Annotated in this window: 20 protein-coding genes; 7 read left to right on the top strand and 13 right to left on the bottom strand. The window is 68.1% G+C overall.

The genetic code is table 11. The features are described from left to right. Nucleotides 1–2 precede the first annotated feature (2 nt). Nucleotides 3–1,277, bottom strand: coding sequence for a serine hydroxymethyltransferase (locus DTA15_RS15295; RefSeq protein WP_006488995.1), 1,275 nt, complete (start codon nucleotides 1,275–1,277; stop codon nucleotides 3–5). Nucleotides 1,278–1,632: 355 nt separating this feature from the next. On the opposite strand from DTA15_RS15295, the gene DTA15_RS15290 reads away from it, so the two are divergent. Then, entirely contained in the window at nucleotides 1,633–2,748 is a 1,116-nt protein-coding gene (locus DTA15_RS15290) for a GlxA family transcriptional regulator (RefSeq protein ID WP_012493530.1), read from the top strand. Between the two features lie 60 nt (nucleotides 2,749–2,808). Here DTA15_RS15290 and DTA15_RS15285 read toward each other — a convergent pair whose 3' ends face one another. Continuing rightward, nucleotides 2,809–4,218, bottom strand: coding sequence for a discoidin domain-containing protein (locus tag DTA15_RS15285; protein ID WP_006488982.1), 1,410 nt, complete (start codon nucleotides 4,216–4,218; stop codon nucleotides 2,809–2,811). Nucleotides 4,219–4,493: 275 nt separating this feature from the next. Here DTA15_RS15285 and DTA15_RS15280 point away from each other — a divergent pair, with 275 nt between their 5' ends. After that, the gene (locus DTA15_RS15280) at nucleotides 4,494–5,915 is read left to right on the top strand and encodes an aminotransferase-like domain-containing protein (RefSeq protein WP_006488994.1); all 1,422 of its coding nucleotides are present in this window, start codon (nucleotides 4,494–4,496) and stop codon (nucleotides 5,913–5,915) included. Here DTA15_RS15280 and DTA15_RS39060 read toward each other — a convergent pair. Further along, nucleotides 5,912–6,199: a hypothetical protein gene (locus DTA15_RS39060; RefSeq protein WP_227743168.1), complete on the bottom strand. Its 288-nt coding sequence runs from the start codon at nucleotides 6,197–6,199 to the stop codon at nucleotides 5,912–5,914. The two genes, DTA15_RS15280 and DTA15_RS39060, sit on opposite strands and share 4 nt — an antisense overlap. Between DTA15_RS39060 and DTA15_RS15275 the strand changes: the two genes are divergently transcribed. Beyond that, complete coding sequence (locus tag DTA15_RS15275) at nucleotides 6,119–6,892, top strand: hypothetical protein (protein ID WP_012493531.1); 774 nt, start codon at nucleotides 6,119–6,121, stop codon at nucleotides 6,890–6,892. The genes DTA15_RS39060 and DTA15_RS15275 overlap by 81 nt on opposite strands. A 163-nt stretch (nucleotides 6,893–7,055) precedes the next feature. Then, complete coding sequence (locus DTA15_RS15270) at nucleotides 7,056–7,943, top strand: DMT family transporter (RefSeq protein WP_006488985.1); 888 nt, start codon at nucleotides 7,056–7,058, stop codon at nucleotides 7,941–7,943. Here DTA15_RS15270 and DTA15_RS15265 read toward each other — a convergent pair. The 9 genes from DTA15_RS15265 to DTA15_RS15220 all read right to left on the bottom strand — a co-directional run bounded on the left by DTA15_RS15265 (nucleotide 7,932) and on the right by DTA15_RS15220 (nucleotide 18,865). Then, entirely contained in the window at nucleotides 7,932–8,846 is a 915-nt protein-coding gene (locus DTA15_RS15265; RefSeq protein WP_006488990.1) for a LysR substrate-binding domain-containing protein, read from the bottom strand. The two genes, DTA15_RS15270 and DTA15_RS15265, sit on opposite strands and share 12 nt — an antisense overlap. Before the next feature lie 153 nt (nucleotides 8,847–8,999). Continuing rightward, complete coding sequence (gene fdhA, locus DTA15_RS15260) at nucleotides 9,000–10,196, bottom strand: formaldehyde dehydrogenase, glutathione-independent (RefSeq protein ID WP_006488979.1); 1,197 nt, start codon at nucleotides 10,194–10,196, stop codon at nucleotides 9,000–9,002. 226 nt (nucleotides 10,197–10,422) lie between these two features. Then, the gene (locus DTA15_RS15250) at nucleotides 10,423–11,613 is read right to left on the bottom strand and encodes an HlyD family secretion protein (protein ID WP_006488980.1); all 1,191 of its coding nucleotides are present in this window, start codon (nucleotides 11,611–11,613) and stop codon (nucleotides 10,423–10,425) included. Next, nucleotides 11,613–13,397: an efflux transporter outer membrane subunit gene (locus DTA15_RS15245; RefSeq protein WP_341772294.1), complete on the bottom strand. Its 1,785-nt coding sequence runs from the start codon at nucleotides 13,395–13,397 to the stop codon at nucleotides 11,613–11,615. Before DTA15_RS15245 ends, DTA15_RS15250 begins: the two co-directional genes overlap by 1 nt. An 80-nt stretch (nucleotides 13,398–13,477) precedes the next feature. Next, nucleotides 13,478–14,416 (bottom strand): glycosyltransferase family 2 protein, encoded by a 939-nt coding sequence (locus DTA15_RS15240; RefSeq protein ID WP_006482184.1) that lies wholly within the window; start codon nucleotides 14,414–14,416, stop codon nucleotides 13,478–13,480. Between the two features lie 10 nt (nucleotides 14,417–14,426). After that, entirely contained in the window at nucleotides 14,427–16,028 is a 1,602-nt protein-coding gene (locus DTA15_RS15235) for a DHA2 family efflux MFS transporter permease subunit (protein ID WP_006498734.1), read from the bottom strand. Continuing rightward, the gene (locus tag DTA15_RS15230) at nucleotides 16,025–17,308 is read right to left on the bottom strand and encodes a glycosyltransferase (RefSeq protein ID WP_006498733.1); all 1,284 of its coding nucleotides are present in this window, start codon (nucleotides 17,306–17,308) and stop codon (nucleotides 16,025–16,027) included. The genes DTA15_RS15235 and DTA15_RS15230 overlap by 4 nt, the downstream gene beginning before the upstream one ends. Nucleotides 17,309–17,325: 17 nt before the next feature. Next, nucleotides 17,326–17,895, bottom strand: a complete 570-nt coding sequence (locus DTA15_RS15225) for a methyltransferase family protein (RefSeq protein ID WP_006482692.1) — start codon at nucleotides 17,893–17,895, stop codon at nucleotides 17,326–17,328. 67 nt (nucleotides 17,896–17,962) lie between these two features. Then, nucleotides 17,963–18,865 carry an alpha/beta fold hydrolase gene (locus DTA15_RS15220; protein ID WP_006498732.1) on the bottom strand — a complete coding sequence of 301 codons (903 nt, stop codon included), beginning with the start codon at nucleotides 18,863–18,865 and terminating at the stop codon, nucleotides 17,963–17,965. 721 nt (nucleotides 18,866–19,586) lie between these two features. Between DTA15_RS15220 and betI the strand changes: the two genes are divergently transcribed. The 3 genes from betI to betA are packed head-to-tail and all read left to right on the top strand — an operon-like array spanning nucleotide 19,587 to nucleotide 23,390. Continuing rightward, nucleotides 19,587–20,171 (top strand): transcriptional regulator BetI, encoded by a 585-nt coding sequence (betI, locus tag DTA15_RS15215; RefSeq protein ID WP_006482690.1) that lies wholly within the window; start codon nucleotides 19,587–19,589, stop codon nucleotides 20,169–20,171. 32 nt (nucleotides 20,172–20,203) lie between these two features. Continuing rightward, nucleotides 20,204–21,673, top strand: a complete 1,470-nt coding sequence (gene betB / locus DTA15_RS15210; protein WP_006482702.1) for a betaine-aldehyde dehydrogenase — start codon at nucleotides 20,204–20,206, stop codon at nucleotides 21,671–21,673. Nucleotides 21,674–21,689: 16 nt separating this feature from the next. Then, complete coding sequence (gene betA, locus DTA15_RS15205) at nucleotides 21,690–23,390, top strand: choline dehydrogenase (protein ID WP_006482695.1); 1,701 nt, start codon at nucleotides 21,690–21,692, stop codon at nucleotides 23,388–23,390. A 73-nt stretch (nucleotides 23,391–23,463) separates the two neighbouring features. Here the strand turns inward: betA and DTA15_RS15200 are convergent, their stop codons facing one another. Then, complete coding sequence (locus DTA15_RS15200) at nucleotides 23,464–24,567, bottom strand: hypothetical protein (protein WP_006482701.1); 1,104 nt, start codon at nucleotides 24,565–24,567, stop codon at nucleotides 23,464–23,466. Nucleotides 24,568–24,618 lie beyond the last annotated feature (51 nt).

Genomic DNA, 24,618 nt, shown 5'->3' with positions numbered 1-24,618 from the left:
GATCAGTAGATCGGGAAGCGCTCGCACAGCGCGAAGATCTCGCGGCGCACGCGCTGTTCGGTTGCGTGGTCCCCTTCCGGGTTCGCGCGCAGCGCGTCGAACACTTCGAGGATCAGGCGGCCGATCTCGCGGAACTCCGCGACGCCGAAACCGCGCGTCGTCCCCGCCGGCGTGCCGAGGCGAATGCCCGACGTGACGGTCGGCTTCTCGGTGTCGAACGGGATGCCGTTCTTGTTGCAGGTGATGCCCGCGCGTTCCAGCGCCTGCTCGACCGGCGCACCTTTCAGGCCCTTCGGGCGCAGGTCGACCAGCAGCAGATGGTTGTCGGTGCCGCCCGTGACGAGATCGACGCCGCCGGCCTTCAGCACTTCGCCGAGCGCCTGCGCGTTCGCGAGCACGTTGTCGATGTAGGTCTTGAAGTCCGCGTGCAGCACCTCGCCGAACGCCACCGCCTTGCCGGCGATCACGTGCATCAGCGGGCCGCCTTGCAGGCCGGGGAACACGGCCGAGTTGATCTTCTTCGCGATCTCCTCGTCGTTGGTCAGCACGAAGCCGCCGCGCGGGCCGCGCAGCGTCTTGTGCGTGGTCGACGTGACGACGTGCGCGTGCTCGACCGGGTTCGCGTGGCGGCCCGCGGCGATCACGCCCGCGATGTGCGCCATGTCGACCATCAACTTCGCGCCGACGCTGTCGGCGATCGCGCGAAAGCGTGCGAAGTCGAGCGCGCGCGGGTACGCCGAAAAGCCGGCGATGATGAGGTTCGGCTTGTGCTCGTGCGCGAGCGCCTCGACCTGGTCGTAATCGATCCGCATCGTGTCGCGGTTCACGCCGTACTGGACCGCGTTGAACCACTTGCCCGACAGCGCCGGCTTCGCGCCGTGCGTCAGGTGGCCACCCGCGTCGAGCGACATGCCGAGCACCGTGTCGCCCGGCTTCGCCAGCGCGAGCATCACCGAGCCGTTCGCCTGCGCACCCGAGTGCGGCTGCACGTTCGCATAGCCGGCGTTGAAGATCTGCTTCACGCGGTCGATCGCGAGCGCCTCGACTTCATCGGCGAATTCGCAGCCGCCGTAATAGCGCTTGCCGGGATAGCCTTCCGCGTACTTGTTGGTCAGTACCGAGCCCTGCGCCTCGAGCACGGCGCGCGACACGATGTTTTCCGACGCGATCAGCTCGACCTGCGACTGCTGACGCTCGAGTTCCTTCAGGATGGCGCTGCGCACCGGCGCGTCGCGCTCGGCAAGGGGCTGCGAGAAGAAAGGCTGGGTGTTCGACATAGTGCGTCCGTGACGAAGAATAAAGGGCTGTAACCGAAGCTCAAGGCCCGCCGTGCCTGGGTTTCCCGCTCGTCCAGTGCAAGGCTGCCGACGGCTCTATTCTTGTCGTTCGGATTTTCGGCGGATTGATGAATTTAGACGCGTTCTTTGCCTTTTCCGCCATGCACGTCCGTTTTATACAAGTGACCGGTCGTGCTTTTCGGGATGACCTGCCGAAACGGTATCGATGATTCACCTATGGACACGCACACCGGCAGTGCGTTTGCCGCTCATTCGGGTGCGGCCTGTCCCGGATACGGTGCAGTGCAGCATCGGCCTTACGCCCAGACAACGTATGGAGCTAGGGTTTAGCCGTATGGCACGCTTGTTGCGCTCGCTCACACAATACCGCAGCCCGATCCGTGCCCCGGGCGAAAAGCTATTAGAGATTCAAGGAACGCTCCCCATGTCGCCCGACCGCACAGCGTCGCTGTCCCACTTCGCGTTCATGCCTTTACCGAACTTCACGATGATCGCGTTCACCAATGCGATCGAGGTGCTTCGGATGGCGAACTACCTGAGCGGCCAGCCGCTCTACCGCTGGTCGGTGATCAGTCCGGACGGCGGCCCGGTCACGGCGAGCAACGGCCTCACGGTCGATACGGGCCCGGCCGAATGCGCGGGGCAACCCGACATCGTGTTCGTCTGCGGCGGCGTCGACGTGCAGCGTGCGACCACGCCTGCCCATCTTTCGACCCTGCGCCGCTTCGCGCGCGCGGGCATCCCGCTCGGCAGCCTGTGCACGGGCACCTATGCGCTTGCGAAGTCGGGGCTGCTCGCGGGCTACGCATGCGCGATCCACTGGGAGAACATGTCGGCGCTGAAGGAGGAGTTTCCGGACACACGCTTCCTGAAGGAACTGTTCGTGATCGACCGCGACCGCATCACGTGCACGGGCGGCGTCGCGCCGCTCGACATGATGCTGAACCTGATCGCCGCGCGCGTCGGCACCGCACGCGTCACGCAGATCGCCGAGCAGTTCATCGTCGAACACGTGCGCGACACGAGCGCGCAGCAGCGCATGCCGCTCGTCGCGCGCCTCGGCTCGGCAAACAAGTCGTTGTTCGAAGTGATCGCGCTGATGGAGAACAACATCGAGGAGCCGCTGTCGCGCGAGGAACTCGCGCGGCTCGCGAACATGTCGCAGCGGCAGTTGCAGCGCCTCTTCCGCGAGCATCTCGGGATGACGCCGACGCACTACTACCTGACGTTGCGGCTGCGCCGCGCGCGCGAGCTGCTGCTGCAGACCGACATGTCGATCATGCACATCACGATGGCGTGCGGGTTCCAGTCGGCATGCCACTTCAGCAAGAGCTATCGCGACGCGTTCGGCGTCGCGCCGACGCGCGAGCGCCGCAAGCAGGTCGCGCCGCTCGCGCAGGGGGCGGCGAGTGCAGCGCCGGCGTTTCCGGCGCATGTGCTGCATGTGTGAAGCGGGCAGCATTTGAAGCAAAAAAAGCGGCCTTCAATCAAGGCCGCTTTTTGCTAGCCCTTACGATCCCCACACCTGCATTTCATCGAGCGAGTACCCCCACTGCGTCGCCCGCTTCGTGCCGAGCATCCGCACGTAACGGCCCTGCCCGTTGAGGTTCGGCAGCGTCACATGGCCGTACGACACGCCGTTGCTCGTCGAGTAGATCGTCGTCCAGTTCGCATTGTCGTTCGACGTCTGGATCTGGTAGACGAGCGCGCCCGCGTCCCAGTACAGATCGATGCTGCTGATCGTCTTCGTCGCGCCGAGATCGACGGAGATCCACTGCGGATCGACGCCCGCGCCTTCCGGCGAATCCCAGCGCGTGCTCGTCGTGTTGCCGTCGAATGCCTTGTCCGGCGTGAGCGACGCGTTGTAGCTCGCCGACGCCGCGGCCGGCCGCCCCTGCGACAGCAGCGTGCGCGCCGCGGCCGGGCCGCCGTAGTAGTTCGCCCCGAGCTTCGCCTTCGTCGCATCCGCATTCACGCCGAACTGCGACAGGCTCCAGCGCTGGCCGGTCGTCACGTCGCCGACGTAGAGCTGATAGCCGCCCGCCGTCGTCGACGAGAAGAACAGGTAGTTCGTGCCACTGACAGGTGCCGGATCCGAGTTGTTGCTCATGCAGTCGTTGAGCGCCAGCGCGCTCGGCGTCGACGCCGGGTCGGCCGTCTTCGCGTAGATCTGGTCGGCCCCGCCGCTGTCCTTCCAGCGCGCGTAGTACACCATGCCGTCCGCACGCACGGTCGGGTAGTATGTTTGCAGCCCGGCCGGACGATCGAACACGGCGGTGACGCCGGTCGCGATCGTGCGCTTCATCAGCCCCATGTTCGAGCCGGTGCCGGTCGCGTAGTACACGGCGCTCGCGTCCGGCGCGAGGAACGGCATCGAGTATTCGGCGCCGGCCGGCGCGTTCGTCAGGCTCACGATCGACGTGAACACCGGGCCCGCGCTCGTGTACGACAGCGTCGCCTGCTTGACGTCGCCGTTCTGCTTGAACACGAGCGTCTTGCCGTCCGCGCTGAACTTCGGGTCTTCGTTGCGCGTGGCGCCCGTGCTGTGCGTCATGTTGACGGGCGGCGTGCCGGCGCCGAGCTGCAGCATGAACACGTTCCATGCGCCGTTGCTGATCCCCATGAACGCGAGCCACTTGCCGTCGGGACTGAACACGCCGTTCATCGGATCGGTGATGCCCCACGCGCTCTTGCTGAGTTGCGTCAGCGTGCGGGCCGAGAAATCGTAGAGGAACAGCTGGCTCGTGCCGTCGCCGTACTTGACGTAGCTGTGATAGACGAGCTTGCCGGTCAGCGCGGCGGGGAACGTCGCATTCGGCTGGGCGGCGGGATTGTTGACGCAGGCTGCGGCTGCCACGCCGCTGAACAGGTTGAGGGCGAGGCCGGCCACGAGGCCCGCGACGAGGGTCTTCAATTTCACGCTGGATACTTCCGGGTAAGGTAAGGACTAGGACGGCCGCAGAAAAGGACCCGCGCGGAAAGCGCGGGCGCCACGGATCCGCCGTCGGGCAGCGTGAATTCCGTATCGGTCGGACATCGGGAACAAAACTTGCGGGAGTGTGCCTTCTGGTCAGACGAAAGAAAAGGATCAGAGCACGCCTGAAACATACGGATCAGCGATTTGGGGCGCGCTTGCACGTGACGGCTGCCGTACTACTCTTTGTCATCGAGGCCCGATCGGCCCGGGGGACAGGCATGAAGCGCTATGCGGTGCTGGCACAGACGATCGCCGACGCCATCCGGCGCGGCGACCTCGCGGCCGGCGCGCGCATCCCGACCGTGCGAGCGGCATGCCGCGCGTATCGCGTGAGTCCGTCCACCGTGTTTCGCGCGTACTACGCGCTCGAAAGCGAGGGCCTGATCGTCGCGCGGGCGCGCTCCGGCTATTTCGTGGCGAACCTGGCCGACAAGCACGTGCGGTTCGGCCACGATCCGCCGCGCAAGCCAGGTGCGGCACAAACCGGCGACGACGACGCGTTGTTCCGCCTGCTCGACTCGCTCAAATGCGACGACGTCGTGCCGCTCGGCTCGGCATTCGCGAGCTATTCGCTGTTCCCGATGAGCAGCCTGTGGCGTCACGTCGCGTCGGCCGCCCGCAACATGGACCGCGGCAAGCTATTGGCGGGCTTGCCGCCCGGCTACGACGCGCTGCGCCGCCAGATCGCGTTGCGTTACCTGAATGCGGGCGCGTCGCTGCCGCTGGAGGAGATCGTCATCACGACGGGAGCGATCGAGGCACTGACGCTCAGCCTGCAGGCGCTGACGCGCCCGGGCGACATCGTCGCGATCGAACGGCCGGCATTCCACGCGGTGCTGCAGGTCGTCCAGTGCCTGCACCTGAAGGCCGTCGAGATTCCGGTCGACCCGCGCACGGGCCTCGATCTCGACGCGCTCGCCGAAGCGCTCGACACGCATCCGGTGCGCGCGTGCTGGTTCATGACGTCGTTCCACAACCCGACCGGCGCGACGCTGACCGACGAGCGCAAGCGCGCGCTGATCGAGCTGCTCGCGTCGCGCGGCGTGCCGCTGATCGAGGACGACGTGTATGGCGAACTGCAGTTCGGCACGGCCCCCACGCGCCCCGCGAAACTGTATGACGACAGCGGGCTCGTCCTGCATTGCGGGTCGTTCTCGAAATGTCTCGCGCCCGGGTTCCGGATCGGCTGGGTTGCGGCCGGCCGCTTCGTGCAGCAGATCCGTCAGGCCAAAGGCGCGAGCGGGCCGGCCGCCGACGTACCCGCGCAGATGGCGATTTCGAGTTACCTGCGCGACGGCGCATACGACCGGTTCCTGCGCAAGCTGCGACGCAATCTCGCCGCGCACCAGGCGCAGATGCTGTCGGCCGTGCGCGCGTATTTTCCGGCTGACACCGAAGTGTTCGCGCCGCGCGGCGGATATTTTCTGTGGATCGAACTGCCGCCGCACATGGATGCGATGCACCTGTTCGACGACGCGATGGAGAGCGGTGTCAGCATCGCGCCCGGGCCGATCTTCTCCGCGACCGGCGGCTTTCGCCGCTATCTGCGGCTCAACTACGGGCGGCCGTGGACACCGGCCGTCGAGCGCGCGCTGGAGACGCTCGGCACGCTCGCGTCCCGGCAACGGCACGGCGGCTAGCACAAGACGGGCGGCACGAAATGTGCGGCACGCGACGCGCGACATGCGCCTTGCGTTTCACGCGCGAACGACCAAGAATGAAGCGGCAGGCAGCCGCGGACGAACGGGTTCCACGCGTCCGATGTTATGGAGAATGACATGAACACCGCATGCGAACGACCGCCGATGTGTAACCCGACGATGGCGCGCGCCGGTCGCTGACGATGCGCGTCCTGCCCAACCGGCGTGTCCGCGCGCGCGATGCCTGGCGGGCCGTGCTGAACACGCGCGCCGAATCGCGGCACGCCGCTTGCTGCCGCTGCCGCGAATGCGGTTTCGTGGCGTTCCGCGCGCTCGAGCATTGCCCCGTCTGCGGTCAGTGGAACTGGCCGTTCGAGTCGATTGGCCACACACCGGCCGACGCGCGTGCCGCGCATGCGCCGCGGTCGTTCCATACATGGTCGTCGCGCATCGCCCGCGCGCTGCGCAACGCGGCGTTCCAGCGGCCGCGCGCATCGAGCGCGCCAATCCTGAGCATACTGACGCTCGTGCTGCTGGTCGGCGGCTACGTGATGGTCGACCAGACCTGCAAGGCCGATCCCGTCTGTCGGGGCTCCGGTGTGCCGGGCGCCGTCGCGACCGGAGCCGTACTTCAAGCGTCGAACGAGCCATTGATACCGGTCGTGCCGGCACCCGTCTACCCGTTTCATTCGACCGATGAAACGGCGGTGGCAGCCCGTCCGCCACTGGCCAATCCGCCACAGGACGCCCCGCTCGCCGGCAAACCCGCGCGCCGGATGGCGGTTGCACAGGCCGCGCCGTCGTTGCGCGCGCCTGACCGGACGCGCACCGGCGCGGTCCGCGTCGCCGACTGGAAAGGCAACCGCGACACCGCCCATCGCACGCGTGCGATCCGCCGCGTCAGCCTGCACACCGGGCGGACACGTCGCGCCGCGGCCAGCAACGCCGAACTCGCGAAGCTCTATCGCGGCCACTGAGCGCGCGATCCGGGCCCGCGTGCCCGTCGATTCAATTTTCTAAACCGCCCCTCACGAAACCTCGTTTGTGCCGCGACGGACGCATGACGTTCAATGGGTCATTCGCCCGCGCCGGCGCGTATCGCACGCCGGCGCAGTCCGATCCACCGAACGGAGTCTGTCGATGAATGCACTGCAGCTCGTGACCCTGGCTGCCATCTGGGGCGCGTCCTTCCTGTTCATGCGCATGGGCGCGCCGGAATTCGGCGTCGTCCCGCTGATCGCATTGCGCGTCGCGATCGCGGCCGTGCTGTTGTCCCCGGTGCTGCGCGATGCGCAAGCGCGGCACGAATTCCGCGCGCACGTCGTGCCGCTGTTCGTCGTCGGCATCGCGAACTCGGCGCTGCCATTCTGCCTGCTGACCTATGCGGCCCTGTTCGTGACGGCCGGCACCGATTCGATCCTGAATGCAACGACCCCGCTGTGGACCGCGATCGTCGCGTACGTGTGGCTGCGCGCGCCGCTGACGAGACCGCAGGCGATCGGCCTCGCGCTCGGCTTCGCCGGGGTCGTCGTGCTCGCCGGTTCGGCGCTCGGCACCGGCACGCCCGGCGCGCCGAGCGCGATCGCCGCCGCGATGCTCGCGACGCTGTCGTACGGGTTCGCGGCGCATTACTCGAAGCGCAAGCTCGCGAACGTGCGGCCGTTCGTGTCCGCGTTCGGCAGCCAGTTGTTCGCGGCCGTCGCACTCGTGCCGCTCGCGCTGCCGATGTGGCCGCACGGTCCCGTGCATGCGTCCGCATGGATCGCGGTGGTGTTGCTCGGTGCGATCTGCACGGCGGTGGCCTACCTGCTGTATTTCGGGCTGCTTCGCAGTGCGGGCGCGCAATACGCGGCGTCGGTCACGTTCCTGATCCCGGTCTTCGGCGTGGTGTGGGGCGCGATCTTCCTGCACGAGACGATCACCGTGCAGACGGTCGCCGGGTGCGCGATCATCCTGCTCGGCACGGCGCTCGCGACCGGCAAGCTCAAGGGCTTCGCCTCGGCTGCCGTGCGCGGGTCAAGCCAGTAGATCGGAGGCGTCGCGCTCGTCGCGGCCGATCTCCCGCGCCAGCCAGTCGCGGAACGCGGCGATCTTCCACTCGTGCTGGCGCACTTCGCTGCATACGACGTAATAAGAGAACTCGGTCGGCCAGGGCCGCGCCAGCACGCGAACCAGCCGCCCGGCCGCGACTTCGTCGCGCGCATAGATGTCGCGCACCAGCGCGATGCCCTGCCCGGCGACCGCGGCCCTGATCAGCAACGCATCCTCGCTGAAGCTCGCGCCGCGCGGCGCGCGTGCGTCCTCGATGCCCTGCGTGCGCAGCCACAGCACCCAGTCGGCGCGGTCGGCGTCCTGCAGCAGCGGGTACGACAGGCAATCGGCGGGGGCGTCGATCGGGCGCGCGGGATCCAGCAGTTGCGGGCTGCACACGGGCCACAGCTCCGGCGTCCAGATGCGGAACGATGCGTGCCCGGGATAGCGGCCCAGCCCGTGCCGGATCGCGACGTCGACGTAGTCGCGGCGCAAGTCGACCAGTTGCGCGCGCGTCTCGACGGTGATTTCGATTTCGGGGTACGCGGCATGGAACGAACCGAGCCGCTGCACGAGCCACGTGTTCGCGAACGACGCGGTGGTCGTCACCGCGAGCCGGACGATGCGCCGGTTCGCGCCGTGCACGCTCGCCCACGCGGCCTCGATCTCGTTGAAGCCGCCGGCGAGCTGGTCGAACAGCGCGCGGCCGGTGCCGGTCAGCTCGAGTTCGCGGCCGGTGCGCTCGAACAGGCGCACGGCGAGGCGATCCTCGAGATTGCGGACATGCTGGCTGACGGCGCCCGGCGAAATGCAGAGCAGGTCGGCCGCCTGTTTCATGCTGCCGCAACGCGCCACTTCGACGAACGTGTGCAACGCGGCGAGGGGAAGTGACTTGGCCATCCGTGGAGCGCCGCCGCGCGGCGGTGGAGGGTTCGGGAACGGGCGATGATTATCGCAGCAATTGCGCGGCCCCGCCTTTGCTCCGGCAACGAAAACGGGCGGCCCGTTTCCGGAACCGCCCGCTTCGTGTGGCGCGTGTCGAACGCTAGTGCATCACGCCGCCAGCAACCCGTGCGGGTCGATGACGAATTTGCGCGGCGCGCCGCCGTCGAACTTCTTGTACCCTTCCGGCGCCTGATCGAGCGAGATCACTTCGACGTTGACGATCTTCGCGATCGGCAGCCGGTCGAACAGGATCGCCTGCATCAGGTTGCGGTTGTACTTGAGCACCGGCGTCTGGCCCGTGAAGAACGAATGCGACTTCGCCCAGCCGAGGCCGAAGCGGATGCTCAGGCTGCCGTGCTGCGCGGCCTTGTCCTTCGCGCCCGGATCGTCCGTCACGTACAGGCCCGGGATGCCGATCGCGCCGGCCGGGCGCGTGATTTCCATCAGCGAGTTCAGCACCGTCGCGGGTGCTTCCTCCGCATGGCCCGACGAGCCGTGGCCGTGCGCCTCGAAGCCGACGCAATCGACCGCGCAGTCGATCTCGGGCACGCCGAGGATCTGCTCGATCTGCTCGCCGAGCGACGCGTCCTTGGACAGATCGACCGTCTCGAACCCCATCGCCCGTGCATGCGCGAGACGTTCCGCGTTCATGTCGCCGACGATCGTCACGGCCGCGCCGAGCAGGCGCGCCGATGCGGCCGCCGCCATCCCGACCGGGCCCGCGCCCGCGATATAGACCGTCGAACCGGGTTTCACGCCGGCGCTCACCGCACCGTGATAACCGGTCGGCAGAATGTCGGACAGGCAGGTCAGGTCGCGGATCTTCGCCATCGCCTGGTCGCGATCCGGGAATTTCAGCAGGTTGAAATCGGCATACGGCACGAGCACGTACTCGGCCTGGCCGCCGATCCAGCCGCCCATGTCGACGTAGCCGTACGCGCCGCCGGCACGCGACGGGTTCACGTTCAGGCACACGCCCGTATGCGTGTCCTTGCACATCGCGCAGCGGCCGCACGCGACGTTGAACGGCACCGACACGAGATCGCCGAGCTTCAGCGTCTCGACGTCGCGGCCCACTTCGACCACTTCGCCGGTGATCTCGTGACCGAGCACGAGGCCGACCGGCGCGGTCGTCCGGCCGCGCACCATGTGCTGGTCGGAGCCGCAGATGTTCGTGCTGACCACTTTCAGGATCACGCCGTGGCCGATCGCGCGGCCGCTCGGGTCGACCATCTTCGGATAATCGATTTTCTGGACTTCGACCTGGCCCGGTCCAAGATAGACGACACCTCGATTGCTGCTCATCGTATTGTCTCCATGTCTCGTTGGATGGCGCCGCGGCGCGCCGGCCCTTGCGGCGCACGCGCAACGTGCTGTTCGAGAGTAGTCCGGGAGGCAGGGGCGCCGATGTCTCAAACGCGACATGCGTTTGATCGGCGCCGACATCGATGGCGGAAATACGAAAGTCGGGCGGGAATCTACCGGGGGCCGGACCGGCCCTTGCGGCCGGCCCAACCTCGACGGGCCGGCGCTACCCGCCCTGATTCTCGCGGATGATCGCGGCGGCGGCCGCTTCCGCGTCGCTCGCGACGCCGTCGTGCACGCGCGTGCTGACGGCGGGCGTCGGCGGCTCGCTGTCGAGCGCGTGGCCGTTGCGGTCGTGCGTGTCGACCGTCGCGCGCATCGACAGCCCGACGCGCAGCGGATGCGCGGCGAGATCGCGCGGATCGAGCGCGATCACGACCGGCACGCGCTGCACGACCTTGATCCAGTTGCCGGCCGCGTTCTGCGACGGCAGCATCGAGAACGCGCTGCCCGTGCCCGCCGAGAAGCCCTGCACGCGGCCGCGATAGGCGATGCGCGAGCCGTAGAGATCCGACACGACCTCGACCGGCTGCCCGACGCGCATGTGGCGAATCTGCCCTTCCTTGAAATTCGCCTCGATCCACAGCCGGTCGAGCTGCACGATCGACATCAGCGGCACGCCGGGCCCGACCTGCTGGCCGACCTGCACCGAGCGCTGCCCGACCGTGCCGTCGACGGGCGCGACGATCGTCGTGCGCTTCAGGTTCCGGTACGCGAGCTTGAACTGCGCGGCCGCCTGCACGACGGCCGGGCTTTCGTCGACGGGCAGCTTGCCGCCGAGCGCGCGCGCCGCGTCGAGCTGCGCCTGCGCGGCCGCAAGGTTCGCCTGCGCACCGGCCACGGCCGCGCGGGCCCGTGCCAGTTCTTCGGGCGCGACGATCTCGACCGATGCACCCGAACGCGCGGCGAGCGCGCGCTGCGCCAGCGACAGGTCGGCGCGCCGCGCATTCACGGCCTCGACGTACATCGTGTTCGAGATCTTCGCGTTCGCGACCTGGCGCACGGCCTGCGCGAGCTGCGCCTTCGCCTGCGCGAATGCGACGGACGCCTCGGTGTCGTCGAGCCGCACGAGCGTCTGCCCGGCGCGCACGGCCTGCGTATCGGCGACCACCACGTCGGTCACGGCACCCGGGATCTGCGCGGCGACCTGCACGATGCTGCCCGCGACGTACGCGTCGTCGGTGTCTTCGTAATAGCGGTCGCTCAACAGCCAGTACGCGGTCCATGCGATCGCGGCCAGCAGCACGATCGCGAAGAACACGGTGAAGCGCTTGCGGCGCGTCGCGCGGCGCGCATCGAGGGCCGGGTCGTTCAGCGCGGCAGGCGGCGCGGCGGAATGAAGGTTGTCGTGGTGCATCAGTCGCTTTGCGTAACGATCAGACGATCGTGCTGGAAGACGGGAATCGCGGGCATCGGCGACGCGCTCCGCGCCGGACTCGCCGCGGCCGTGCGCGCGAGCACGGGCGTGCCGCGAGGCGCTGCGTCGGGACGGGTCGCGCCGACCGTCGACGGGCGCGCGGTGTCGTCGCGTCGCGCGGATTCAGGGGCGGGCGCGGCCCGCGTCGTGGCGAAGGCCGCCGACATCGCCGTGCTCGCCGTACTGGCCGCCGGCGAGTCGTTCGAAGGCCCCGCCACCGTCGCCCGGTTCGCGGCCACGGCAGTCGCGGCCCCGCGCCGGGCCGCCCCGCCGCGCGCCTGATGCACGGCCGGCGTCTGCGCCTGCGCGACCGTTGCGCCCGCATCGAACCCGCCGCCCAGCGCGCCGATCAACCCCACGCGGAGCATGCGCTGCTTGCCGAGCAACGCGATCATCTGCGTACGCTCGTCGATCAGCGTGAGATCCGCGACATCGACGTCCTTCTGCATCAGCACGCCGCGCCGATGCCGATCCGCCGCGATCTGCACGATCTTCTGCGCGGCCGCGACCGCGTCCTGCTGCTGCGCGACGAGCGTCTGCGACGTCTGCAGCGACGTGACGAGTTGCGCGACCTGCCCGAGCGCGTCGTCGACGGTCTTGTTGTACAACCCGATCGCGACGTCGGCTTGCGCGACGTCCGCGCCGAGCTTCGCCTTCAGCCGGCCGCGATCGAAGATCGGCAGCGAAATCGCCGGGCCGACGGAGCCCGCGAGCGAATCGCGCGAGAACAGCGACGCGGGCGTCAGTGCGAACACACCGCCGAGCGCGACGAGGTTCACGTCCGGATAGAACTGCGCGCGTGTCGAGTCGGCATTCGCGAACGCGGCCTCGACCCGCAGCCGCGCGGCGACGATGTCGGGCCGGCGGCCGAGCAGATCGGCCGGCAGCCGCGCCGGCACCGCGCCGCCCGCGAACGCGCCGACGCGCGGCCGCTGCAGCGCGAGCCCGCGCTCCGGGCCACGGCCGGACAGCACGCCGAGTTGCAATTGCGCGAGCTTGATCTGCTCGTCGTTCAGCGCGATCTGTTCGAGCAGGCGGCTGCGCTTGATCGACGCATCGCTCGCGTCGTACGCGTTGTCGAGGCCGCGCGCGGTGCGCTCGCGCAGCACGGCCGTCACGCGCTGGCTGATCTTCAGCTTCTGCTGCAACAGGTCGCGCACCGCGTACGCCTGGTCGAGCTGGCAATACACGGTGACGATCGCGACGGCGAGCGTGAGCCGCACCTGCTCGGCCTCGACGCCGGCCGCGTCGCGCAACGACATCAGGCTCTTCGTCGCCGCGCGGTTCTTGCCCCACAGATCCAGCTGGTAGTTCAGCCCGACGAAGATCGACGACGGCGACACGTTCGGATCGCCGAAGATCTGCACCGGCACGCGATAGCCGCCGGCCGTCACGTCGGCGATGTCGCCGGGCTTCGGCATCCGCGCGCGGCTGATCGTCGCGCCGGCCGTGCCGGTCAGCCCGGTCAGCGAATCGAACTGCTGAAGCTGCGCCTGCGCGATCCTCAGCCGCGCCTGCGCGACCTGCAGGTCGGGGTTGTGCTGCGACGCCTCGGCGACCAGATCGTCGAGTTGCGGATCCTGCAACTGCTTCACCCAGTCGGGCGCCGGCCACGCGCCGTTCGCGCCCGGGCCGGCGGTATGCACGAGCGCATCGTCGGCCGGCGCACGCAGCGACAGCGACGGCAGGAAGCCCGACGGCACGCATCCGCCCAGTGCGAGCATTGCCGCGGCGGCCGCCGCGATCAACGAACCGCCCTTCACGCCCCGCGGCACACCCGCCGCTTGCTTCGTCGGCTGCATCGTCACCCCTGTCGAACGCGCTGCGCCCGCGCGGCCAGACGCGGCCGCGTGCGCTCGAGCGGGCCGAGCCGGCCGAACAGGCCGTCCGCGACGCCGAACAGGATGCCGGCCAGCTTCGCGCGCTTGTCGCGCTCGACGAGCGCGATCTGCACGACCTGCCACACGGTCAGCAGGTTCGGCACGAGCGCCACCGGAAAGCGCAGCCCGTACTGCATCCCGAGCTGCACCGCATTGCGCGCGCTGTAGTAGCGCCGTTGCCACGAGTGATTCATCGACGTCATTTCAAAAGGGCCGATCGCGTGCCGCTGCTTCGCGCCGATCCGGTGCGGCAGCACCAGCGACGGCACGACGTAGAGCGGCACGTTGCGCGCCAGCGCGCGGAAGCTGTATTCGGTATCGACGTGATCGATGAACAGCGTCTCGTCGAACCGGCCGAGCACGTCGAACGCGTCGCGCGACACGACGCAGCCGGACGAGATCAGGAATGCGCAGCGCTGCATCGGCGTGCCCGGCTCGATGCGCAGGCGGCGCAAGCCGATGCCGTTGGTCGCGAGTTCGGGCAGGAAGCTGCGCGCGTTCTCGTCGAAGATGCGCGGGCCGGCCAGGAACGCGCGCCCCGCGAGCCCCGCGCAGACGTCGCGCATCGTCGGGAAATACGCGGCCGGCACCGACGAATCCTGGTCGAACAGCGCGACTGCGTCGACGCGGTCGCGAAACAGCGCCGCGAGCCCCGCGTTGTACGCCCCCGCGATGCCGCCGCGATTGCCGTGATGCAGCAGCGCGATGCCTTCGCGTGCGCACAGTTCACGAGCCCGCGCATCGGGCTGCGGCGTGTTGTCGACGACGAGCAGCGCGTCGCACGCGTGCCGCCATCCGCGCAGCGCGTCGAGCTGCGCGTCGCTCGGGTGATACAGGATCACGAGTGCGCCGAGTGTCGTCATGGTCCGCTCCTCAATGCCCGAACGACGCGGCCGCGCCGCGCTTGGGGCGCGTCAGCCACATCATCGCCGCGAGCGCGAGACACGTCATGCTCGCCATCCAGAACATGTCGTTGGTCGCCATCATGTAGGCCTGCTGCATCACGACGTGGTGCAGCGTCGTCAGCTCGCGCACGCCGTCCACGCCCATCGCGTTCAGCGCATGCACGAAGCGTTGCGTGTTCGCCGACGCATGCGTGACCGATTGCGACACGACGTCGTAGTGATAGGTCGCGCGGTTGTCCCACAGCGTCACGCTCATCGCGGTGCCGAACGCGGCCGACAGTGTGCGCAGGAAATTCGACAGGCTCGACGCGGCGGCGAGCCGGTCGTCCGGAATGCGCGACAGCGTCGCGGCGGTCAGCGGGATGAAGAAGCACGGCAGCCCGATGCCCTGGATCAACCCGGGTGCCGCGATCTGCGCGAACGTCATCTTCAGCGTGAAATGCGCGTCCCATGCGAGCACGGCGGCGAACACGAGAAAGCCGAACGTCGCGAGCACCCGCGCGTCGAAGCGGTGCGCATGCAGCCCGACGAGGATCGAGAACACGAGCGCGAGCACGCCGAGCGACGCGGTCGCGAGCCCCGCATGAAACGCGTTGTAGCCCATCACGGCCTGCATCCACAGCGGAAACACCACGCCGACCACGGAGAAGCTCATCATCCCGAGCGAGATGATCAGCACGCAGAACGAGAACGTGCGGTCGCGAAACAGGCTCAGGTCGACCACGGGATGCGCTTCGCCCGCTTCCCAGATCAGCAGCGACACGATCGCGAGCGCCGCGACCACCGCGAGCGTGACGATCAGCGGCGAATCGAACCAGCCGCGGTCGTGGCCGAGATCGAGCATCGCCTGCAGCGAGCCGACGCCGATCACGAGCAGCACGATGCCCGGCACGTCGATCGGGCCGGCCGCGCCGCGCTGCGCGTCGGGGCGCAGCATCGCGGTGCAGACCGCGAACGAGAACAGCCCGATCGGCAAATTGATCAGGAAGATCCACGGCCACGAGAAGTTGTCGACGATCCAGCCGCCGACCACCGGCCCGAAGATCGGCGCGAGCAGCACCGTCATCGCCCACAGCGCGAGCGCGATCGTGCGTTTGGTCGGCGCAAAGGTGCGCAGCAGGATCGTCTGCGACAGCGGCACCATCGGCCCCGAACACAATCCCTGCAGCGCGCGGCAGATCACGAGCACGTGCAGGTCGCGCGCGAGCCCGCACAGCAGCGACGTCAGCGTGAACAGCAGCACCGCGCCGACGAACAGCCGCAGCTCGCCGACGCGGCGGGCCAGCCAGCCGGTGAGCGGCACCGCGATCGCGGCCGCGACCGAATACGAACTGATCACCCACGTGCCCTGGCTGTTCGATACGCCGAGACTGCCCGAGATCGCCGGCACCGCGACGTTCGTCACGGTCGAGTCGAGCACCTCGATGAAGGTCGCGAGCGACAGCGCGAACGTCAGCAGCGCGAGCCGGATGCCGCGCACCGGCTGCGCCGCGGGCGCGGGCGCGGGCGCCGGCGCGTCGAACGCGGACGGCGCGACGGGCCCGTCGTGAAGCGGCGACGCGGCGCTCATGCGCCGGCCACCGCGACATCGGCCCGCGCGGCCAGGCGCCCGCGCCTGGGCACGAACCGTTCGATGAAACCGGCGGCCGCGTCGCAGCCGTCCGGCGCGGCCGCGAGCAGCGCGCGCGTACGTTCCGCATGCACCGCGAACGCGGGTTCGTCGAGTACGCGCGCGAGCGCCGCGCCGAGCCGCGCGCCGTCGAGCGGGCCGTCGACCCGCACGCCGCAGCCGTTTGCGACGACGCGCTGCGCGTTGTCGAACTGATCGTGCGCGAACGGCGTGACGACCTGCACGATGCCGGCTTCGCACGCGAGCGCCGCCGTGCCGATCCCGCCGTGATGCACGAGCGCGCGGCAACGCGGCAGCAACGTGCGCATCGGCACGAAGCGGCGCACGAGCAGCCGGTCGCCGCCGGGCGCCGCATCGTGCGGCGTCAGCAGGATGCCGCGCGCGCCGGTCGCGCGCAGCGCGTCCGCCACCGCACGCGCATACGCCGCATGATCGACGAGCGTCGACCCGGCCGTGAACACGACCGGGGCTTCGCCGGCCGCGAGAAACGCATCGAGTGCCACATCATCGTCGGGTGTCGCGATATCGTTGAACAACGGAAAACCGCTTTGCAGATGATTCGACGGCCAGTCGGGCTGCGGCGGCGCGAACCAGCCGGGGAACAGGCACAGCACGCCGTCGGTCGAATGCAGCCAGCGGCCGAGCACGCGCCGCGCGGGTGGCAGCCCGAGCTCGCGGCGTACCGCGTCGAGCGCGGGGCCGCACACGCGGTCGAGCACCTGCCGCTCGATCAGCGTCATCAGCGCCGATTTCACCGGCAGCGGCCAGCGCGCGGGAATCGTCAGGCGCGGGTGAGTGGGCGGCGCATGCGCGGACAGCAGTGTCGACGGCGACACCTGCACCGACACGTACGGCGTGCCGTGCAGTTCCTGCATGAAGCGCGCGGAGAACGCCCACAGCGTGCCGACCAGCACCGTGTCGGCATCGGTCAGCGCGCGCAGCGCATCGTAATGCGGGCGCAACGTCGGCGCGATCACCTGCCACAGCGTGCGGAACGACGTGCGCGGATCCCACAGCGCGGGGTTCGCCATCGCCGCGTCGTATTCCGCCGCGGTGCCGACCGGCACGAACGCGAACCCGCAGCGGCGCACGGCCGCCTCGAACGGCGCATGCGTGCAGAACACGACGTCGTGACCGCGCGCGGCGAGCGTGCGCGCGACGCCGAGCAGCGGATGCACGTCGCCCGCCGAGCCGATCGCGGTCACGATCATCTTCGCCATCGCGCGCCTCGCGGGTGTCAGTAGAAGCCGGGGATCAGCGCCGCGACCTCGCGGCGGTACTGCGTATACGCCGGCCCGAAATATCCGGTCAGCCAGCTCTCCTCGACGCGCACCTTGTACGCGAGCGACGCGAACACGAGCAGCACGCCGATCGCACCGCGCCATTCGCCGCCGATCAGCGCGGCGCCGACCAGCGCGATCAGGCAGCCGGTGTAGATCGGATGACGCACGAGCGCATACGGCCCCGTGCGCACGAGTTCGTGGTTTTCCTTCAGCGTGACCGACACGCTCCAGTTCGTGCCGAGATGCAGCCGCGCCCACACCGAAAACAGCAGGCCGGCCACCAGCACCGCGAGCCCGCACTGCGCCTGCAGCCCGAAGCGCTGCCAGTCGGGCACGAGCGCCTGCCACGACGGATCGGGCAGGATGATCAGCGCGCCGCCGACGATCAGCGGAATCGACTGCAGCGTGCGCGAGCGCGACGCCTCCTTGCGCACGGTCGTCTTGACTCCCTGCGACGTGGCGATCCAGTACGCGAGCCACGCGGCCCACGGAACGACGATGGCGATGGTCTGAACGATATTCACGGCTGGCCTGCCTCGTTGGGATGGGAATTCGGATACGCGGGACGAACGCGATGCGCGGCGGATGGCGTCACGACGACAGCGCGTGCATCGGTGCGGGTATGCACGCCGGCGCGGTCGCACGTGCGATGCCGGCCGCGACGGACGCTTCGCCACAGAAGAAATCGAGCAACGCGGCACGGGTGTATTCGCGCTGCGCACGGCCTTCGATGTCGAGGAAGTGGCCGGCGTCCGGCACCGTCGCGAACCGCGCGCGCGCCACGTGCGCGCCGAGTTGCCGCACGTCGGCCGGCGTCGTGTATTCGTCGCGCTCGCCGTTCAGGAACAGCAGCTCGCAGCCGATGTTCGCGAATTCGCTGAAATAGCGCTCGGGCTGCAGCGACAGGATCTGGTCGACGTGGAACGCGACCTGGTCCTGCTCGTCGCGCGGCAGGCGCGTCAGATACCGGTAGTTGTACAGCTTCATGATGCGCGGCAGATAACGGCCGACGGTGTCGTTCAGCAACTGCGCGGCCTTCAGGTTCTCGCCGGCCGCGATGTGGTCGCGGGCGCGCGTCACGTAGTCGACCATCGCGTCGTTCAGGAACGGCGAGAACGAACAGATCGCCGCGCGCCGCACGCTCGGGCAGCCGCGCGCGAGCGCGAACAGCGACGCGACGCCGCCCCACGACACCGACACGAGGAACGACGGCGCGAAGTGCTCGACCAGGTACTGGAGGATCGCGGCTTCGTCGTCCTTGGTCAGGATGAAGCAGCCGGGATTGTGCTGGCGCGACTGCCCCGCATACGGCAGGTCGAAGCAGATCGTGTTCATCCGCTCGCCGAGATACTGGACGGTCTGGCCGAACGACGCGGTCGTCGCGAGCGCGCCGTTGACGAGCATCGCCGTGTCGAACGCCGGGTCGAACACGTTCCGTTCGACGTAGACCTTCAGACCATTCGGCAGCGGGACCACGTGTTTTTCGGTCGGCATCGTCGTTCTCCGGTGGATGCGGCGTCTCGACGTCGCGGCATGCTGCAGGTGCGCAATGGCTGGCGCCGGCCGGGCGCGCGATCCGTCCGCGCGGCCATTGCCGACGCACCGCGGCAATGACCGGCGGCGCCATTCATTCCTCGTAGTGCGGCGCCATACTAATACGGTCGATATTACTGACTCAAGTCATTCCAAAAATCCCTCTACTCGGCCCGGAAATACACCGGATTCAAATTTTTTCATCAATTTCTATGGTATGCGGAATCCCAAAAAGAACGAACGCAATCGTTTGCGAGCAGTCCACGCCGGCATTCACAAATCCGTAAATACGCATTGTTTTCAATCAATTACATCATTTCAATCGACCGATTGAAACGGTTTTTAGAAAACCGCGCATCTTCACAATCCGATTTGACAATTTCACATCATGAATAATGTTGCAGATTTCGACACTCTTTCGATTTGTAATAGAAACAGGTGGGGAAACGGTCCATCGCATTGCGTCATTTTTTCATGAACCGTTTTAAACAGATTCAAACTTAATTAACGTTCTTTCAAGGCGTTTTTCCGCACCTGCACATGACGCTCGCGACGAACGACCGTGCCTCGTTTAGAACACCGCACCTCGTTCGGCCCCGATTTTTTGTTGATTGAACGATCAATAAAAAACCGATAAGCTCTCGACTTCCATGGACGGCCCGCCCGGGCGAAGGGAGTCGCGATGCCGAAAGTCGGAATGCGGGAGATACGCCGCGCACAGTTGATCGACGCCACGCTGCGCTCGATCGACGAAGCGGGCCTGCCCGGCACGACGCTCGCATCGGTCGCGCAACGCGCGAACATCTCGACGGGCATCGTCAGCCATTACTTCGGCGACAAGGACGGCCTGCTCGAAGCGACGATGCGACACGTGCTGCGCGACCTGTGGTCGGCCACCACGCGTCGCCGCGTCGCCGCACGCAAGGACCCGCGTTCGCGGTTGCGCGCGGTCGTCGCCGCGAACTTCGACGACACGCAGGTCAGCGCGCCGGTGATGAAGACGTGGCTCGCATTCTGGTCGCAGAGCATGCACGACCCGATGCTCAAGCGCCTGCAGCACGTGAACACGCGGCGCCTTCATTCGAACCTGTGCGCCGAGTTCGCGAAAGCATTGCCGCGGACGAAAGCGCGCGAAGCCGCCAGCGGCCTCGCCGCGCTGATCGACGGCCTGTGGCTGCGCGGCGCACTCGCCGGCGGCCCGATCGACACCCGAGCCGCGTTGAAGCTCGCCCACGATTACATCGACCTGCTGCTCGCGTCCGACTGACGCGTCACGCAGTCGCCCTCAAGGAGATCCTCATGTCCGTATACGGTTTGCAGCGCCTCTACATCGGCGGCGGTTACGTCGACGCCACCAGCGGCAAGACTTTCGACACCTTCGATCCCGCCACCGGCGAACTGCTCGCACAGGTGCAGCAGGCGAGCGCGGCCGACGTCGACCGCGCGGTCGCGTCCGCCCAGGAAGGCCAGCGCGAATGGGCCGCGATGACCGCGATGCAGCGCTCGCGCATCCTGCGCCGCGCGGTCGACCTGCTGCGCGAACGCAACGACGAACTCGCGGCCATCGAAACGCGCGACACCGGCAAGCCGATCGGCGAGACGCTCGCGGTCGACATCGTCACCGGCGCGGACGTGATCGAGTACTACGCGGGCCTCGCGACCGCGATCGAAGGGCTGCAGGTGCCGCTGCGCGCCGAGTCGTTCGTCTATACGCGCCGCGAGCCGCTCGGCGTGTGCGCGGGCATCGGCGCGTGGAACTACCCGATCCAGATCGCCTGCTGGAAGACGGCGCCCGCGCTCGCGGCCGGCAACGCGATGGTGTTCAAGCCGAGCGAAGTCACGCCGCTGACCGCGCTGAAGCTCGCGGAAATCTATACGGAAGCCGGCGTGCCGGCCGGCGTGTTCAACGTCGTGCAGGGCGACGGCTCGGTCGGCGCGCTGCTCACCGGCCATCCGGACATCGCGAAGGTGTCGTTCACCGGCGGCGTCGAAACCGGCAAGAAAGTGATGTCGCTGGCCGGCGCGTCGTCGCTGAAGGAAGTGACGATGGAGCTCGGCGGCAAGTCGCCGCTGATCGTGTTCGACGATGCGGACCTCGATCGCGCGGCGGACATCGCGGTGACCGCCAACTTCTTCAGCTCGGGCCAGGTCTGCACGAACGGCACGCGCGTGTTCATGCACCGCTCGGTCAAGGACGCCTTCACGCAGAAGGTGCTCGAACGCGTGAAACGCATCCGCGTCGGCAAGCCGACCGATGCCGACACCAACTTCGGCCCGCTCGTGTCGGCCGCGCAGCTCGACAAGGTGCTCGGCTTCATCGAAAGCGGCAAGGCCGAAGGCGCGAAGCTGCTCGCGGGCGGCACGCGCCTGACCGACGGCCATTTCGGCAGCGGCCAGTACGTCGCGCCGACCGTGTTCGGCGATTGCCGCGACGACATGAAGATCGTGCGCGAGGAAATCTTCGGGCCGGTAATGAGCATCCTCGATTTCGAATCGGAGGACGAAGTGATCGCACGTGCGAACGACACGCACTACGGGCTCGCGGCCGGGGTCGTGACCGAGAACCTGTCGCGCGCGCACCGCACGATCCATCGCCTCGAAGCCGGCATCTGCTGGATCAACACGTGGGGCGAGTCGCCGGCCGAAATGCCGGTTGGCGGATACAAGCAATCCGGTGTCGGGCGCGAGAACGGCATCACGACGCTCGAGCACTACACTCGCATCAAGTCGGTGCAGGTCGAGCTCGGCCGCTACAACCCGGTGTTTTAAGACAAGGAGATCCGTCATGACGACACGCGAATACGACTACATCATCTGCGGCGCGGGTTCCGCGGGCAACGTGCTCGCAACGCGCCTGACGGAAGATCCGGACGTCACGGTGCTGCTGCTCGAAGCGGGCGGCCCCGACTACCGCTTCGACTTCCGCACGCAGATGCCTGCCGCCCTCGCCTATCCGCTGCAGGGCCGCCGCTACAACTGGGCGTACGAGACCGATCCCGAGCCGCACATGGACAACCGCCGGATGGAATGCGGCCGCGGCAAGGGGCTCGGCGGCTCGTCGCTGATCAACGGGATGTGCTACATCCGCGGCAATGCGCTCGACTACGACAACTGGTCGACGCACAAGGGCCTCGAGAACTGGACGTATCTCGACTGCCTGCCGTACTTCAAGAAAGCCGAGACGCGCGACGTCGGCCCGAACGACTATCACGGCGGCAGCGGCCCCGTGTCGGTCACGACCAGCAAGCCGGGCGTGAACCCGCTGTTCGAAGCGATGGTCGACGCGGGCGTGCAGGCCGGCTATCCGCGCACCGACGACCTGAACGGTTACCAGCAGGAAGGCTTCGGACCGATGGACCGCACCGTCACGCCGAAGGGCCGCCGCGCGAGCACCGCGCGCGGCTACCTCGACCAGGCGAAGGCGCGGCCGAACCTCGAGATCGTCACGCACGCGCTCGCCGACCGCATCCTGTTCGACGGCAAGCGCGCGTCGGGCGTCACCTACCTGCGCGGCAGCGAGCGCGCGACCGCGCATGCGCGTCGCGAAGTGCTCGTGTGCAGCGGCGCGATCGCATCGCCGCAACTGCTGCAGCGCTCGGGCGTCGGCCCCGGCGCATGGCTGAAGGCACTCGACATTCCCGTCGTGCTCGACCTGCCCGGCGTCGGCCAGAACCTGCAGGACCACCTGGAGATGTACATCCAGTACGAGTGCAAGGAGCCCGTCTCGCTGTACCCGGCGCTCAAGTGGTGGAACCAGCCGAAGATCGGCCTCGAATGGATGCTGAACGGCACGGGCCTCGGCGCGAGCAACCACTTCGAGGCGGGCGGCTTCATCCGCACGCGCGACGACGATCCGTGGCCCAACATCCAGTACCACTTCCTGCCGGTGGCGATCAACTACAACGGCTCGAACGCGATCGAGATGCACGGTTTCCAGGCGCACGTCGGCTCGATGCGTTCGCCGAGCCGCGGCCGCGTGAAGCTGCGCTCGCGCGATCCGAACGACCATCCGAGCATCCTGTTCAACTACATGGCCGAAGCGCTCGACTGGCGCGAGTTCCGCGATGCGATCCGCGCGACGCGCGAGATCATGCGACAGCCTGCGCTCGACCGCTATCGCGGCCGCGAGCTGAATCCGGGCGCCGACTGCAAGACCGACAAGGAACTCGACGCATTCGTGCGCGCCCGCGCCGAAACCGCATTCCATCCGTCGTGCTCGTGCAAGATGGGTTACGACGACATGGCGGTGGTCGATGAAGAAGGCCGCGTGCACGGGCTCGACGGGCTGCGCGTCGTCGACGCGTCGATCATGCCGATCATCACGACCGGCAACCTGAACGCGCCGACGATCATGATCGCCGAGAAGATCGCCGACAAGATCCGCGGCCGCACGCCGCTCGCGCGGGTCGACGTGCCGTACTTCGTCGCGAACGGCGCACCGGCGAGGAATGTCGCGAAGGCCGTGCGGCAACCCGAGACGGTCTGATGCAGGCAGGCGCCTGCCCGGGCGCCGCGATACCACCCGCGCGGCTCGCGGCGTTCTCGCCGCGAGCCGCATTTCATTGCGCCTTCTCGTTTGCGCTGCGTGGCCGGGCTGCCGAAACACCCCGCATCCGCTTGGCGCGGACGATCGGGTTCCTGCGCGACGTCAGGCTCATCGCGTCACGCAAGCGGTCGAATGCGACATCTTCCTTCACCCCGAAGCGGCTGACCGCCGGCCATGCGAGCACGTGGTCGAGCCACGTTTGCCATGTGTCGCCCCAAAACCGGTGGCCGATTTCCCGAACCGTGCCCGGCGCGGCGATCACGATGCCCGCCAGCAGGTAGCAGGCCCAGAAGCTGCCGGCGCCAACGAGTCGATCGAGCCGGCACACGGCAAGTGCAGCAAGCAGCCCGTCCTTCGACGCGAGATCGGTGCGATGCGTTCTGATCGCTTGCGCGACGAAGTTGTGCCGACCGCCGTACGCCTGAATGGAAACGCCGTTGCCCGCGGCGAGTTCGGCCGCGAACATCGCGAGTGCGGCCATCTCGTCGACGCGCGCCGCGTCGTCGCGCGGGCCGCATACGCGCAACACGGTCGCATCGATGACCGCGCCGGGACGAGTCGGTGTTGCCGCGATAGCGGCCAGCCTGTCTCTCAGGTTCTTTGCAGGCGGCGTCTCGCACCGCCCGTCATGTCGAGCCGCGATGCGCGCGCCCGAGTCGCGGCCTGCGCATTCGACACCATCGGCAATCCGTTCAAGCGCGGCCCAGCCGACGTCGGGATCGTCGAACGTGCATGCATCGATCACGCCGTGCGCGGTGTCGAATACGGCGCGCGAGCCGGGGCAGCAACGCTCGGCCTCGGCGAGTTGCTGGACCGAAGGCACATGCGAGCACGCGCCGGGCGGATCGGTCGGGTCGCATGCACAACCGCCGCCGTCCGCCGCGATCCACGGGACGAGCCGATGAAAAACCGCAGTCGCTTCGCGGGAGAGGTTCGCGCCTGCGCCCGCACGGATCGCGTGCGAAGCGGCGACGGTCGCATCGCCCACGCCGGTTGCCGCCATCGCGCAAACCGCCGTGTCGAGATGGTCGATCAGGTACTGCAACCACGCGGCCGTGCGCAGCCGGTCGGGCGTCGCGCCGCGGGCATCGCCATACTTTGCTGGATCGGTCAGCATGGGTCGTCCGGGATGGTTCTGGCCAATTGGCCTGGTTTTGTTTCAATCGGA

The organism is Burkholderia cenocepacia (assembly GCF_900446215.1).
Taxonomy (GTDB): Bacteria; Pseudomonadota; Gammaproteobacteria; order Burkholderiales; family Burkholderiaceae; genus Burkholderia; species Burkholderia cenocepacia.
This window is presented reverse-complemented; position numbering and strand designations above follow the sequence as displayed.